General features: G+C 46.6%; 18 protein-coding genes. 1 reads left to right on the top strand and 17 read right to left on the bottom strand.

The annotated features are described in order from the left end of the window. Nucleotides 1-11: 11 nt before the first annotated feature. The 4 genes from hisF to hisB are packed head-to-tail and all read right to left on the bottom strand — an operon-like array spanning nt 12 to nt 2,852. Nucleotides 12-770, bottom strand: coding sequence for an imidazole glycerol phosphate synthase subunit HisF (gene hisF, locus IEN92_RS04115; RefSeq protein WP_216160801.1), 759 nt, complete (start codon nt 768-770; stop codon nt 12-14). Then, on the bottom strand, nt 770-1,531 hold the full coding sequence (gene hisA / locus IEN92_RS04110; protein WP_216160798.1) for a 1-(5-phosphoribosyl)-5-[(5-phosphoribosylamino)methylideneamino]imidazole-4-carboxamide isomerase: 762 nt from the start codon (nt 1,529-1,531) through the stop codon (nt 770-772). Before hisA ends, hisF begins: the two co-directional genes overlap by 1 nt. A gap of 20 nt (nt 1,532-1,551) precedes the next feature. Then, nucleotides 1,552-2,214, bottom strand: a complete 663-nt coding sequence (gene hisH / locus IEN92_RS04105) for an imidazole glycerol phosphate synthase subunit HisH (RefSeq protein WP_216160795.1) — start codon at nt 2,212-2,214, stop codon at nt 1,552-1,554. A 50-nt stretch (nt 2,215-2,264) separates the two neighbouring features. Then, a complete protein-coding gene (gene hisB / locus IEN92_RS04100; RefSeq protein ID WP_215376713.1) occupies nt 2,265-2,852 on the bottom strand; it encodes an imidazoleglycerol-phosphate dehydratase HisB in 588 nt (195 codons plus the stop codon). A gap of 116 nt (nt 2,853-2,968) precedes the next feature. On the opposite strand from hisB, the gene hisC reads away from it, so the two are divergent. Then, nucleotides 2,969-4,036: a histidinol-phosphate transaminase gene (gene hisC, locus IEN92_RS04095; RefSeq protein WP_216160792.1), complete on the top strand. Its 1,068-nt coding sequence runs from the start codon at nt 2,969-2,971 to the stop codon at nt 4,034-4,036. Between the two features lie 2 nt (nt 4,037-4,038). Here the strand turns inward: hisC and hisD are convergent, their stop codons facing one another. From hisD to IEN92_RS04030, 13 genes are all read right to left on the bottom strand, one after another. After that, the gene (gene hisD, locus IEN92_RS04090; RefSeq protein WP_216160789.1) at nt 4,039-5,361 is read right to left on the bottom strand and encodes a histidinol dehydrogenase; all 1,323 of its coding nucleotides are present in this window, start codon (nt 5,359-5,361) and stop codon (nt 4,039-4,041) included. A 26-nt stretch (nt 5,362-5,387) separates the two neighbouring features. Beyond that, a complete protein-coding gene (gene hisG, locus IEN92_RS04085) occupies nt 5,388-6,014 on the bottom strand; it encodes an ATP phosphoribosyltransferase (RefSeq protein ID WP_215374763.1) in 627 nt (208 codons plus the stop codon). A 20-nt stretch (nt 6,015-6,034) separates the two neighbouring features. Continuing rightward, nucleotides 6,035-7,309, bottom strand: coding sequence for a UDP-N-acetylglucosamine 1-carboxyvinyltransferase (murA, locus tag IEN92_RS04080; RefSeq protein ID WP_216160786.1), 1,275 nt, complete (start codon nt 7,307-7,309; stop codon nt 6,035-6,037). A 37-nt stretch (nt 7,310-7,346) separates the two neighbouring features. Next, the gene (locus IEN92_RS04075) at nt 7,347-7,595 is read right to left on the bottom strand and encodes a BolA family protein (RefSeq protein ID WP_216160784.1); all 249 of its coding nucleotides are present in this window, start codon (nt 7,593-7,595) and stop codon (nt 7,347-7,349) included. Between the two features lie 17 nt (nt 7,596-7,612). Then, nucleotides 7,613-8,401, bottom strand: coding sequence for an ABC transporter permease (locus IEN92_RS04070; RefSeq protein WP_216160781.1), 789 nt, complete (start codon nt 8,399-8,401; stop codon nt 7,613-7,615). After that, complete coding sequence (locus tag IEN92_RS04065; protein ID WP_216160778.1) at nt 8,398-9,150, bottom strand: ABC transporter ATP-binding protein; 753 nt, start codon at nt 9,148-9,150, stop codon at nt 8,398-8,400. Before IEN92_RS04065 ends, IEN92_RS04070 begins: the two co-directional genes overlap by 4 nt. Before the next feature lie 4 nt (nt 9,151-9,154). After that, nucleotides 9,155-9,412 (bottom strand): lipid asymmetry maintenance protein MlaB, encoded by a 258-nt coding sequence (locus tag IEN92_RS04060; protein WP_216160775.1) that lies wholly within the window; start codon nt 9,410-9,412, stop codon nt 9,155-9,157. A gap of 23 nt (nt 9,413-9,435) precedes the next feature. After that, on the bottom strand, nt 9,436-10,080 hold the full coding sequence (locus IEN92_RS04055) for a phospholipid-binding protein MlaC (protein ID WP_216162160.1): 645 nt from the start codon (nt 10,078-10,080) through the stop codon (nt 9,436-9,438). A gap of 63 nt (nt 10,081-10,143) precedes the next feature. After that, a complete protein-coding gene (locus IEN92_RS04050) occupies nt 10,144-10,905 on the bottom strand; it encodes a VacJ family lipoprotein (protein ID WP_215374748.1) in 762 nt (253 codons plus the stop codon). After that, nucleotides 10,902-11,384 carry an outer membrane lipid asymmetry maintenance protein MlaD gene (mlaD, locus tag IEN92_RS04045; RefSeq protein WP_215374746.1) on the bottom strand — a complete coding sequence of 161 codons (483 nt, stop codon included), beginning with the start codon at nt 11,382-11,384 and terminating at the stop codon, nt 10,902-10,904. The genes IEN92_RS04050 and mlaD overlap by 4 nt, the downstream gene beginning before the upstream one ends. A 21-nt stretch (nt 11,385-11,405) precedes the next feature. Further along, on the bottom strand, nt 11,406-12,194 hold the full coding sequence (gene mlaE, locus IEN92_RS04040) for a lipid asymmetry maintenance ABC transporter permease subunit MlaE (RefSeq protein WP_216160772.1): 789 nt from the start codon (nt 12,192-12,194) through the stop codon (nt 11,406-11,408). Next, nucleotides 12,194-13,045, bottom strand: coding sequence for an ABC transporter ATP-binding protein (locus IEN92_RS04035; RefSeq protein WP_216160769.1), 852 nt, complete (start codon nt 13,043-13,045; stop codon nt 12,194-12,196). The genes mlaE and IEN92_RS04035 overlap by 1 nt, the downstream gene beginning before the upstream one ends. 10 nt (nt 13,046-13,055) lie before the next feature. Further along, nucleotides 13,056-14,519, bottom strand: coding sequence for a glutamate synthase subunit beta (locus IEN92_RS04030; protein WP_216160766.1), 1,464 nt, complete (start codon nt 14,517-14,519; stop codon nt 13,056-13,058). Nucleotides 14,520-14,553 lie beyond the last annotated feature (34 nt).

Here is a 14,553-nt window from a genome sequence, read left to right as displayed (position 1 = left end):
AGGAAATACAGCTAAATACGAACCGGGATCCCCTGGGCTGCCATATATTCTTTTGCCTGTCCTACGGTGTATTCACCATAGTGGAAAATACTTGCTGCCAAAACTGCATCGGCATGGCCTTTAGTGATGCCATCGACCAAATGTTGCAGATTGCCGACGCCACCCGAAGCGATGACCGGGACAGAAACGGCATCACTGACTGCGGCAGTTAAGGCCAAGTCAAAGCCATCTTTACTGCCGTCACGATTCATGCTGGTGAGCAAAATTTCACCAGCGCCGCGTTTGGTAACTTCAATAGCCCAATCCACCACATTTATACCAGTAGCAGTTCTACCGCCATGGGTAAAGACTTCCCAATTCCCAGCAGCGGTTTGCTTGGCATCGATAGCAACTACGATGCACTGTGAGCCGTAATAGGCGGCAGCATCAGAAACCAAATCGGGATTAGCGACTGCCGAGGAATTCATACTCACCTTATCTGCGCCAGCGTTGAGTAAGCGTCGCACATCTGCTACAGCGCGCACGCCACCACCTACAGTCAAGGGAATAAATACTTGTGATGCCACATCTTCAATGATGTGCAAGATTAAATCGCGACCATCCGAAGTTGCGGTGATATCGAGAAAAGTTAATTCGTCTGCACCTTGCGTGTCATAGCGCTTAGCGATTTCTACAGGGTCGCCTGCATCGCGTAAACCTACAAAGTTCACACCTTTAACAACGCGCCCTGCAGTGACATCAAGACAAGGAATAATTCGCTTGGTTAACACTAGCTAATTTTCTTTGCATACTTGAGTGTTAACTCATCAGCATATTTTTGTGCAGCTGCGAGATCCAGATCGCCAGCGTAAATAGAGCGGCCAGCAATGACGCCCATGACGCCCTCTTCTTCCGCCTTACAAAGCGCCTCGATATCGTGATTGTTTGAAAGGCCGCCACTGGCAATGACCGGAATCCGAATCGCCTGAGCCAACTTGATAGTCGCTTCAATATTGACGCCCTTAAGCATGCCATCGCGCCCAATATCGGTATAGATAATGGCCTCAACACCCCAATCTTCGAATTTCTTAGCAAGATCAATCACTTCGTGACCGGTAATCTTGCTCCAGCCATCAGTAGCAACTTTGCCATCACGAGCATCTAAGCCAACCATGACATGCCCAGGGAATGCAGTGCAGGCGTCCTGGACAAAACCGGGATTTTTCACTGCGGCAGTGCCAATAATGACGGTGCTAATGCCGTCATCCAATAAGCGCTCAATGGTTTCGAGATCACGAATACCGCCGCCCAGTTGAACTGGAATTTCATCGCCAACTGCTTTAAGAATGGATTTAATCGCTGCTTCATTTTTTAACTTGCCTGCAAAGGCACCATTTAGATCGACTAAATGTAAACGGCGTGCGCCTTTACTAATCCAATGCGTTGCCATCGCGCCAGGATCTTCAGAAAAAATAGTTGCTTTATCCATGTCACCTTGTTCGAGGCGAACACAATGGCCGTCTTTGAGATCAATTGCAGGAATGAGCAGCATAACTAAGGGCTAATAAATTATTAAGGTTGCCAAGAAACAAAATTTTGATAAAGCTTTAATCCGTATTCTGCACTTTTTTCTGGATGAAATTGTGTCGCAAAAATATTATCTCGCGCTACTGCAGATGTAAACCAGTCTCCATATTCCGTTGAGCCAGCAATATCCTCTTTGCGCTGCGGCACAACATAGTAACTATGCACAAAATAAAAGCTTGTTTGGTCCGGAATGCCATTCCAAAGAGAGTGCTTACTATCCTGACGAACCTGATTCCAGCCCATATGGGGGACTTTATAAACAGAGCCGTCTGCCTGTTTCTGACCTGCTAGCTCAAAACGGCGAACCTCGCCCGGAATCAAGCCCAAACAAGGGGTCCACTGCGCACTTTCGGATGCCCGTACTTCAGCACTTTGATCAAACAACATTTGCTCGCCTACACACACCCCAAGAAGGGGTTTATTTTTAGAGGCCTCCAATAAGGCATCCAATAGACCAGATTCTTCCAAGTGCTTCATGCAGTCTGGCATTGCCCCTTGACCAGGCAAAACAACCCGATCAGCAGAACGAATTTCTACTGGATGATGCGCAATCAAGACATTGTCATCAGGCGCTACATGATGGAATGCTTGATATACGGAACGAAGATTTCCCATTCCGTAATCGATGATCGCAATGGTTTGCGCCAATTTAGCCTGTCTTTCGCAATTGTCTACAGAGCAACTATAGGGTGTCTAGATTAGAGACTACCTTTAGTGGAGGGAACCGCACCGGATGCTCGTGGATCAATAGCCAGAGCCATGCGCAAGGCACGGCCAAAGGCTTTGAAGACCGTTTCGATTTGGTGGTGCGCATTAATACCGCGCAGATTATCGATGTGCAAAGTCACTCCAGCGTGGTTCACAAAACCACGGAAGAATTCAATACTGAGATCGACATCAAAGTCACCCACACGCGCACGGGTAAATGGCACATTAAATTCCAAACCAGGGCGACCTGAAAAATCGATCACCACGCGCGAAAGTGTTTCATCCAAAGGAACATAGGAGTGGCCATAACGGGTAATCCCGGCTTTATCACCTACCGCCTTGGCAAAAGCTTGACCCAAGGTGATTCCTACATCTTCAACTGTGTGATGATCATCAATATGGGTGTCGCCATTGGCAACCACCTTGAGATCGATCATGCCGTGACGGGCGATCTGATCCAACATATGGTCTAGAAAAGGGACACCGGAGGCTAGCTCAGCCTTACCAGTACCATCTAAATTGATGGAAATTTGAATTTTGGTTTCCGAAGTGTTTCGGGTAACGTCGGCTTGCCGCATGCTTCGTTGCGCCGCGAGGCGAAGTGTTGATTGAAGCCTCATAATATCATTCCTAGCAGAGATTTAAATGCCGTTATTGCTTCACTTTCTTACTGATTTTTGAGCTGAGTACCCTCATGAGCCGTTTTTGGAGCCCTGTTGTTCAAACTTTGACCCCTTATGTTCCTGGGGAGCAACCGCAAATGCAGCGGCTGGTGAAGCTCAACACTAACGAAAGCCCTTACGGTCCCTCACCCAAAGCGCTTGCCGCAATTCAATCCCAAAACACTGAAGATTTGCGTCTTTATCCAGATCCAGAGGGTGCCACACTGAAACAGGCGATTGCCAAACTGCATGGACTAGATCCAAAACAAGTCTTTTTGGGAAATGGCTCAGACGAAGTTCTGGCACATGTGTTTGCTGGACTCTTAAAACACAGTCAACCCGTTTTATTTCCTGATGTGACTTATAGCTTTTATCCGGTGTACTGCAAGCTATTTGGCATTGAACATAAAACAATTCCGCTCGGAGGAAATTTTGAGATCAGTATCAGCGACTACAACAAACCCAATGGGGGGATTATTTTTCCCAACCCCAATGCGCCAACGGGCAGATCGATAGCCCGCTCTGAAATCGAAACCCTGCTCTCTCAAAACAAAAACTCAGTAGTAGTGATTGATGAAGCTTATGTCGATTACGGTACGCAGTCTTGCATTCCCTTGCTGCGAGGTGCATCTTGCCCAGAAAATCTCTTAGTAGTTCATACACTTTCCAAGTCCCGCGCGTTAGCAGGTCTGCGGGTTGGTTTTGCGGTCGGACACCCTGATTTAATCGAAGGCTTGGAGAGAGTCAAAAATAGCTTTAACTCTTATCCCTTGGGTCGCTTAGCGCAGGCAGGTGCCATTGCTGCAATTGAAGACCAGGCCCATCTTGAGCAAACTGCCACCATGGTGATCAATACGCGCACCAAGTTGGTAAGTGAATTAAGTGCACTCGGATTTGAAACACTTCCCTCAACAGCAAACTTTGTGTTCACCCGCCATCCTAAGCATGCTGGCATAGAGCTCTATCAAGCATTACGAGATCGCGGCATTATTGTGCGTCACTTTAAATTACCGCGCATCGATACCTTTTTACGAATCACGATTGGCACAGATGAACAAAGCGGCGAACTTGTCGCCGCTTTAAAAGAAATCCTAAGGTAGATTTATTTTTTCAGGCGCATCTCAGCAGCACGTGCGTGGGCTTGCAAGCCCTCACCATGAGCTAAGGTGCTCGCTACCGCGCCCAAAGTTTGGGCTCCAGCTTCACTCACTTCAATCATGCTGGAACGCTTGATAAAGTCATAGACACCCAATGGCGATGAAAAGCGTGCTGTACGAGCTGTAGGGAGGACATGGTTCGGTCCTGCACAGTAATCGCCCAGGGATTCACTGGTGTAGTTACCCATAAAGATTGCGCCTGCATGACGAATCTTCTCCGCCCACTTTCGTGGTTCAGCCGCACAAATCTCTAGGTGCTCTGCGGCGATTGCATTTGCAATCTCGCAGGCCTCATCCATACTTTTTACCTGAATCAAAAGTGCACGATTTACGAGAGAGATTTCAATAACTTTTGCTCTGGACATCTCCGGAAGCAGCTTATTGATACTGGCTTGCACTTGCTCAATAAAAGCAACATCAGGGCATAGCAAAATGGATTGGGCTTGCTCATCGTGCTCTGCCTGAGAGAACAAATCCATTGCAACCCAATCAGGATTGCTTGAGCCATCGCATAAAACCAGAATCTCTGAAGGGCCTGCGATCATATCGATGCCCACAATGCCAAATACTCTGCGCTTTGCAGCAGCAACATAAGCATTTCCTGGACCAACAATCTTATCTACGGCTGGGATTGTCTTCGTTCCATAAGCCAAAGCACCTACTGCCTGAGCGCCACCAATCGTAAAGACGCGATCAACCCCAGCTAAATAAGCAGCTGCCAATACCAAGGGATTGCGTGCTCCATCAGGGGTTGGCACCACCATGATCACTTGCTCAACACCGGCTACTTTTGCAGGGATGGCATTCATCAAAACAGAAGATGGATAAGCTGCTTTACCACCGGGTACGTAAATACCAACGCGATCCAATGGAGTCACTTTTTGACCTAAACGCGTGCCATCTGACTCTTCATACGCCCAAGAGTGGCAACCTACTTCAATCTTTTGCTTCTCGTGATAAGCCCGAACACGTTGGGCAGCAATATCGAGTGCATTCTTTTGCTCGGCTGATAAGGTCTTATAAGCTTGCTCTAAATCTTGCCGGGAAATCTCTAATTCAGAAACCTGAGTCGCATTTAGACGATCAAACTGTTTCGTGAAATCCAGAACAGCCTCATCACCCTTCTCTTTAACCGCCAGAAGAATCTTTGCGACAGCGCCATCAATCGCTTCATCATCAGCCATCGGCAATGAAAGACTAGAGAGCAAGGTTTCTTTAAAACCCGCATCCTGACTATTGAGGCGCTTGACGTTAATTTTGGCGGACATTTGAAAGTGTTGCGTTCTTTTGGTGCTTACTTGAGCAACTCAAAAATTGGTTGTAGCTGCGCACGCTTACGTTTGTAAGAAGCCTGATTAACTACTAAGCGTGCACTGATGTCTGCAATTGGCTCAACTTCAACCAAGCCATTTGCACGCAAGGTATTTCCGGTCGAAACCAAGTCCACAATCGCATCTGCCAAACCCACCAGTGGAGCCAGCTCCATCGATCCATAGAGCTGAATCGTATCGATGTGTACGCCTTTATTCGCAAAGTGTTCACGAGCGCAATTGACATACTTGGTTGCAATTTTTAAACGTGAGCCTTGTTTGACAGCTGCTGCGTAGTCAAAACCTTCGCGCACAGCCACTGACATACGGCACTTGGCAATATTCAGATCGTATGGCACATAGAGGCCATCGGTGCCTTTTTCCATCAACACATCTAAACCTGCTACACCAAAATCAGCTCCACCAAATTGCACATAAGTAGGCACATCTGAGGCGCGCACAATAATCAAGCGGACGTCAGGATTGGAGGTCTCAATAATGAGTTTGCGAGACTTCTCAGGATCTTCCTTCGGCACAATGCCGACCTTAGACAAGATCTCAGCAGTCTCTTCGAAGATGCGCCCTTTAGAGAGGGCTAAAGTCAATTTCATGGACTAATTATCCATCAGGCTTACTTAATGCGCTCAATCTTGGCGCCTAACAGCGTCAATTTCTGCTCCATACGGTCATAGCCACGATCTAAATGGTAGATCCGATCCACTTGAGTTTCACCTTGGGCAGCCAAGCCAGCAATGACTAAGCTGGCTGAAGCTCGCAAATCGGTCGCCATCACAATAGCGCCAGAAAGCTTTTCCACACCCTGCGCAATTGCCGTATTGCCTTCAATTGCAATATCTGCACCCAAACGATTGAGTTCTTGGACGTGCATAAACCGATTCTCAAAAATCGTTTCTGTAATTGTGGAGCTGCCACTTCCTACCGCATTCACAGCCATCAACTGTGCCTGCATATCTGTAGGGAATGCAGGGTACTCAGAGGTGCGGAAACTCACCGCCTTTGGGCGTCCTCGCATGGAAGCCTTAATCCAATCCGGACCAACTTCCATTTGTAATCCTGCTTCCTTAAGCTTGACTATGACGGCATCTAAAGTATCTGGACGACATTGCTTCACCAGCACATCGCCACCAGCCGCAGCAACTGCACATAAGAATGTACCTGCTTCAATGCGATCCGGAATAACGGAGTGCTCAGCACTGTGCAGCCTTTCAACGCCTTCGATCACTAAGCGATCGCTACCAATGCCAGTAATTTTGGCGCCCATCTTCACGAGCAATTCAGCAAGATCACCAACCTCAGGTTCACGTGCTGCGTTTTCCAGAATTGTCGTCCCCGACGCCAAGGTAGCAGCCATCAGTAAATTTTCTGTACCAGTGACCGTAATCATGTCAGTCAAAATTGAAGCACCCTTTAAGCGATCCGCTGGCGACTTAGTCTCTGCCTGAATATAGCCGCTCTTAATCTTGATATTGGCTCCCATCGCTTTGAGACCCTTGATGTGCTGATCCACCGGGCGGGCACCAATAGCACAGCCACCAGGTAAAGATACTTTGGCGTTATGCATACGAGTCAAAAGAGGGCCTAACACCAAAATGGAGGCTCGCATGGTTTTCACCATTTCATACGTTGCCTCTGAACTCTTAATCACTGCGGCATTCAATATCAAATGGCTGCGATCTGCTGGATCTGGAAAGCTGACGGTCACGCCAATTTCTTGCAAGAGCTTGAGCATAGTACGCACATCTTGCAAATCAGGCACATTACGCAATACCACCGGCTCATCCGTTAGTAGGCACGCACACAAAATTGGGAGTGCTGCATTTTTAGCGCCTGCGATGATCACCTCACCTTTCAGTGGTGAGCCGCCTTGCATTCGTAATTTATCCATGAAGCAATTCCAATAAAAACGGGGTATTTAATAAAATTTATACAGCAGAATTCTGAGCAAATTCTTCCGGTGTAAAAGCCTTGATTGACAAAGCATGCACTTCAGCTTTCATGCGATCGCCCATTGCACCATAGACCAGTTGATGACGCTGCACCAAACGCTTGCCTTCAAACTGGGGGCTCACAATGGTTGCAAAAAAGTGTTGGCCATCACCCTCTACCTGAATATGCGTGCACTCAATGCCTTGCTTGATATAGCTCTCAATTTGTTCTGGGGTCGGTAACATCATTTCTCCTATCAAACCTAGTGCCTGAGCTTATAGCCCTTTTGCAACAAACGTAAGGCTATTGCCGAAACCAGCACAAAAAAGCAAGCAACGATTGCCAAACTATTCCATGGGGAAATATCGGATACCCCAAAGAAGCCATAACGAAAACCGTCAATCATGTAAAAGAAGGGGTTGAAATGAGAGACTGTTTGCCAAGCGGGCGGTAGCGAGTGAATAGAATAAAACACTCCTGACAACATCGTAGCTGGCATGATCAAAAAGTTCTGAAAGGCAGCCAATTGATCAAATTTATCTGCCAAAATGCCCGCAATTAAACCGAGACTTCCCAAAATAGCGGCCCCTAAAAAAGCAAAGATCAAAATCCACAATGGATATTCAATCGATGGCAAGCCATACCAAGCGGTAACTAAAAAGACACCGGAACCCACCACCACACCCCGAAATACCGCTGCCAACACATACGCTGCAAAGAATTCAAAGTGACTCAAGGGGGCGAGCAAGACAAAGACCAAATTACCAGTAACCTTGGACTGTATTAACGATGAGGAAGTATTGGCAAAAGCATTTTGCAAAACACTCATCATCACTAAGCCCGGTATCAAAAACGCGGTGTAGCTTAAGCGCCCATAAACCTCTTTACCTTCGAGTACATGACCAAAAATCATGAGATACAAAATAGCCGTTAGTACTGGGGCAGCAACCGTTTGAAACCCTACCTTATAAAAGCGTTTGATTTCTTTGCTGAGCAAGGTAGGGAAGCCGCTGCCGTACTCCAGGGGAGGTGTATTGAGCCCATGCTTCATAAGGCGCCTCCAGACATGATGTTGACAAAAACTTCTTCCAAATCCGTCTTGCCCTCACCATCTTTTTTGACTGAGCCATAGCGAGCCAATAAGTTAGAGGTTGTATCAAGAGCAACAATCTTGCCTTGCTTGAGCATGGCAATCCGCTGACATAGGGCCTCAGCCTCCTCTAAATAATGGGTCGTCAAAACAATGGTGTGTCCATCTTGATTGAGTCTGCTGACAAATTGCCACAAAGACTGACGTAGCTCAACATCTACCCCTGCAGTTGGCTCATCCAAAATAATGACTGGGGGGCGATGCACTAATGCCTGAGCAACTAAAACTCGCCGCTTCATACCACCTGACAAGGAGCGCATATTACTGTCTGCTTTGGAGGTGAGATCGAGGTTGGACATAATCTCATCAATCCAGGCATCGTTATTGCGAATGCCAAAATAACCTGACTGAAAACGTAAAGTCTCACGTACAGTAAAAAAGGGATCAAATACCAATTCTTGTGGAACCACACCCAACATACGACGCGCCTCACGAAATGCTTTTTGCACATCGGCGCCCATGATGGCGGCGTGTCCCTTACTTGGAGTCACTAAGCCGGCCAAAATGGAAATTAGGGTGGTCTTACCAGCACCATTTGGGCCAAGCAAACCAAAAAATTCGCCCTGTTCAATATTTAAAGAAACATCATCTAGGGCTTGAAGTGCCCCGTAATGTTTGGATATATTTTTGACAGAGATTGCAGGATGCATGCCGTTACAAACCTAGCAATGCAGAAACACCATACAGGCCAGCAAGTACTTTCAATTTCTCGGGTGCATGCTCTACTACAAGAGAATGGCCATCGGTTTGAAGCTTTTTTTGCCAAGCCAATAAAACCGTCAGCACCGTAGAATCAAAATCCTTCAATGCTGAACAGTCAACCATTTGTAGGCTTGCTAGATTTAACAAGCCCTCTTTCTCAAGCTGCAATGCATTTTCTTGCGTTACTGTTTTTGGCAAAAAGAATGGCATTGCTAGATATTGAAAGTGATCAATTAAGAATTCGTAGGCTTAGCGCTAGCTAGCTGCTTATTGCGGTCTTGCAAGAATTTCACTAGACCATCAATACCGTTTTGACTAATTTGGTTGGTGAACTGGTTGCGGTAAGCCTCTACCAACCAAACACCCATGATGTTCATGTCGTAGACTTTCCAGCCCTTATCGGTTTTCTCAAGACGGTAATCTAATGGGACCGGATCTCCGCGCCCAAGTACAACCGTTTTTACAACTACCTCTTTATCGTCAGGTGCAGCACGAAGTGGTTTGAATTGCACAGTCTGATCGCGCAGCTGACTTAACGCTCCTGAGTAAGTGCGAATCAAGAGGTTTTTAAATTCTGAAACCAACTGGTTTTGTTGCTCAGGAGTTGCCTTCTTCCAATTTGGACCCATGGCCATTTCGGTAGTACGACGCATATCGGTATAGGGAACAATTTTCTTGTCGACTAACTCAACAATTTTAGGAATATTGCCCTTTTGAATATCTGGGTCTGCTTTTACTGAAGCCATCACATCGGTGACAACCATTTTGATCAAGGCATCTGGAGTAGTTGTTTGATCCGGAGTTTGAGCAAAGACTGCACTATAGATGGACAGCAAGCCACACACTAAAAATCTGAAAATGCTTTGGTAACTTTTCATATCCACTATCTCGCTATCTTTATCTAGACTGGGACTCATTTTAGCCCCTTCTCGTTATATCAATTATTCGTAGGGGTTTTCATATACCGGCATTGGAGGCTCTTCATCATCGCGCCCCTCATTGATTTGATACTCGCGCCGCTGAATATAGGCATCCCGCATGAAGCTGTATTTATCAATCGCAGCACCATCCAATAAATCACCCGCTTCGTAATAGGTATTACGAGCATTGACTACCCGCAACCCAGTAATGCTATTTCGAAGTGCCACATTGGGCATGATGCTAAATAAGTAATCGGACTCTAGATCTGCCACTGTACCGAAAGTATCGCGCACGTTACTTGGCCCAAAGAATGGCAAGACAACATATGGACCAGCAGGAACACCCCAGACGCCTAAAGTTTGGCCCCAATCCTCTTTATGCTTTTCAAGACCACCGGGAGTAGCCATATCAATCAAACCGCCTAAACCAAAAGTAGTGTTTACTACGACACGCATCAAATCACTGAAAGCGTAATCAGGCTTGCCTTGTAAGAGATTAAATAGTGCCGTATAGATATCGTTGTAATTACTAAAGAAGTTATAGATACCTTCACGCACAAACTCAGGCAACACAAATCGATACCCAGCAACTACCGGCTTCAGAAGATAAGCATCCAAACCTTCGTTGAACTCGAAGACAGAGCGATTAAAGGGCTCCCAGGGATCGTGTGGCGAGGGCTCTACGCCAGCAGGAATCGAGGCACAGCCTACTAGAACAGCAGCAAAACCCAGGAGCACTATGTGCTTAAGCTTATGCTGCAGACCTAGTACCCACAAACTCATTTTGCTGCACCCTTGTCTTGACCGCTATCTGCTGCCTTGTTGTAGAGAAACTGGCTAATCAAGTTTTCCAAAACAATGGCTGATTGAGTCTGAGCAATCTTTTCGCCATTCACCAACATATCATCCGAGCCACCCGCCTCAAGACCAATATATTGTTCGCCCAGCAGACCGGATGTCAAAATCTTGGCGGATGAATCTTTGGGAAATTTATAGGCGTCTTCAATGGTCATCACTACTGTTGCTTGATAGGTCTTATCGTCAAAAGAGATGCTGGCAATTCGACCGACCACTACTCCAGCACTTTTGACTGGTGCGCGTGGCTTCAAACCACCAATATTGTCAAAGCGTGCAGAAATTTTGTATGTCGGTGCAAATGACACCGCATTCATATTGCCCACTTTCAATGCAAGAAATAACGCGGCCAACAATCCAATGGCAACAAAAATTCCTACCCAAATATCAATTGCACTTTTTCTCATAAGGGCCCCAGTTTATTCTTTCTAATTTGAAAACATCATTGCGGTTAGCAAGAAATCCAACGCTAAAACCGATAAAGAAGAAATCACCACCGTACGGGTGGTCGCTTGTGAAACACCCTCAGGCGTCGGTTTAGCCTCATAGCCTTGATAGAGAGCAATAAATGTCACTGCCACACCAAAAACCATGCTTTTAATTAATCCGTTGCCGATATCAGAAAAGAGGTCTACTCCTCCCTGCATCTGAGACCAAAACGCCCCAGAGTCGACCCCAATCAGTGGAACTCCGACAAAATAGCCGCCCATGACACCCACTGCCGTAAAGATCGTTGCCAAAATCGGCATTGAAATAATGCCAGCCCACAATCGAGGAGCAATCACACGACCCAGTGGATCCACAGCCATCATTTCCATTGCGCTCAATTGTTCGCCGGCCTTCATCAACCCGATTTCTGCAGTTAAGGAGGTGCCTGCGCGCCCAGCAAACAATAAAGCAGTAATGACAGGCCCTAACTCGCGAGTTAAAGAAAGCGCTACCAATAAACCTAATGCCTGCTCAGAGCCATAACGGTTCAAGGTGTAATAGCCCTGTAATCCTAAGACAAAGCCAACAAACAAGCCCGATACCGCAATGATCACAAAAGAGTGATTTCCAACAAACAGAATTTGATCCACCACTAAACGCGGTCGTTTTAATAAAAATCCTGAACGCCAAATCACTGCTACAAACATGCGGGCAGCAAGCCCAAGACTCGCTAAATTGCTACGAACGAAAAATCCAAGATCGCCAAAAAAGTTGAGGAGTGCATTCATCAAACACTTACTCCAAAATCTTCTGCCAAGCTTTGTCCTGGATAGTGAAATGGCACTGGTCCATCAGGTGCTGCATCTAAAAACTGTCTGACAAACGGATCTGTTGAACGACTTAATTCCTCTGGCGTGCCTTGCGCACCAATACTGCCATTAGCAATAAAGTACACGTAGTCCGCAATCTCAAAGGTCTCCTCAACATCGTGCGTCACTAACAGACTGGTGGCGCCAAGTGCATTATTCAAATCCCGTATCAACCGAGCTGTAATGCCCAAGGAGATAGGATCCAAGCCAGCAAACGGCTCGTCGTACATGATGAGTGGGGGATCTAAAGCAATGGCTCTCGCTAAGGCAACTCGTCGCGCCATTCCCCCAGAAATCTGTGAGGGCATTAAATCACGAGCACCACGCAAGCCAACGGCATTTAATTTCATCAACACCAGTGAGCGCAATAGTTCTTCACTTAAGTCAGTGTGCTCGCGCAAAGGAAAAGCGACATTCTCAAAGACACTCAAATCCGTAAACAATGCGCCAAACTGAAATAACATCCCCATACGGCGACGTGATGCCATCAACTGATCAGTGGTCATCTTGCCAATGTCTTGGCCTTCAAATAACACTTCGCCAGATTGGGCAATATTTTGACCGCCAATTAAACGCAGAATGGTTGTCTTGCCACACCCAGAGCCACCCATCACGGCAACTACTTGACCACGCCGAAACTCCATATTGAGCCCGGACAGAATCTGTCGCTCCCCTGCAGCATAAGAAAAGTTAACGTCTTTAATGGAGACGACTACCTCTCCTGCTATTTGCGTACTTGCATCCAAAGAGTGTGAGTGGGCAATGTTCATATCCCCGATATTATCGGGGTAAAACAGATGACCCCATCAAATACTCGTCTACTGCCTGGGCGCATTGACGCCCTTCACGAATTGCCCAAACCACCAAAGACTGTCCACGACGCATATCGCCAGCCGCAAATACCTTGGGAACGTTTGTTTGATAAGCATTTTGGCCATCCACAGTGGCTTTGGCATTGCCACGAGCATCTTTCTCTACACCAAAAGCATTGAGAACTTGTTGCACTGGAGAGACAAATCCCATCGCTAAAAGCACTAAATCTGCCTTGATCTCAAATTCAGAATTGGGAACTTCAGCCATCTTGCCGTCTTTCCACTCCAAACGCACGCCAATGAGTTTTTCTACTTTGCCGTTTTTACCTTCAAAGCGTTTTGTGCCGACAGACCAATCGCGATCACAGCCTTCTTCGTGAGAAGAAGAGGTGCGTAGCTTGGTTGGCCAATATGGCCACACCAAAGGCTTATTCTCCACTTCTGGAGGTTGTGGAAGTAACTCAAACTGAGTAATTTTTGTAGCGCCATGACGATTTGAGGTGCCCACACAATCAGAACCCGTATCGCCACCACCAATAACAACAACATGCTTATCAGTAGCGCGGATTTCATTTTTGAAATCACCAGCATTCTCTTTGTTTTGTGGAATCAAAAACTCTAATGCATAGTGCACTCCAGAGAGTTCGCGGCCCGGTACTGGGAGATCGCGTGGTTGTTCAGCGCCACCACTGATCACTACTGCATCAAAATCTTTCATCAACTGCTCAGGGGACACAGTCTTATTAGAGTAATTTTTTACTTCAGCACCAATCGCTTCTTTACCAACAAAAACACCAGTTTCGAATTTCACGCCCTCAGCTTGCATTTGCTCTACGCGACGATCAATCAACCACTTTTCCATCTTGAAATCAGGAATGCCGTAGCGCAGTAAGCCGCCAACACGGTCGTTCTTTTCAAAGACGGTGACATCGTGACCAACGCGAGCCAGCTGTTGTGCAGCTGCCATACCTGCAGGGCCGCCACCGACAATTGCGACTTTTTTTCCGGTCTTCATTTTAGGTGGCTGTGGTTTTACCCAACCGCTCTCCCAGCCTTTATCAATAATCGCGTGCTCAATGGATTTAATACCAACAGCGTCATTATTAATGCCTAAGGTACAAGCAGCTTCGCAAGGTGCTGGGCAAATACGGCCAGTAAATTCAGGGAAGTTATTGGTCGATTGCAAAACGTCTAAAGCATTTTTCCAATCGTTATGAAACACCAAATCATTGAAGTCGGGAATGATGTTATTCACTGGGCAACCGTTATTGCAAAACGGAATACCGCAATCCATACAGCGAGCGCCTTGAATCTTAGCTTCTTCGTCAGTTAGGGCTGCAACAAACTCTTTGTAGTGGTGGAGACGTTTCACGGGCGCTTCGTATGTTTCGTCGACGCGCTCAAATTCCATAAATCCAGTGACCTTACCCATATCTAATCCTTAGTATCTTTTCTTAATGTCAGCA

It is taken from the genome of Polynucleobacter sp. MWH-Creno-3A4, from assembly GCF_018881885.1.
Taxonomy (GTDB): Bacteria; Pseudomonadota; Gammaproteobacteria; order Burkholderiales; family Burkholderiaceae; genus Polynucleobacter.
The sequence above is the reverse complement of the archived record's forward strand: the minus strand, read 5'-3'. Positions and strand labels throughout refer to the sequence as shown.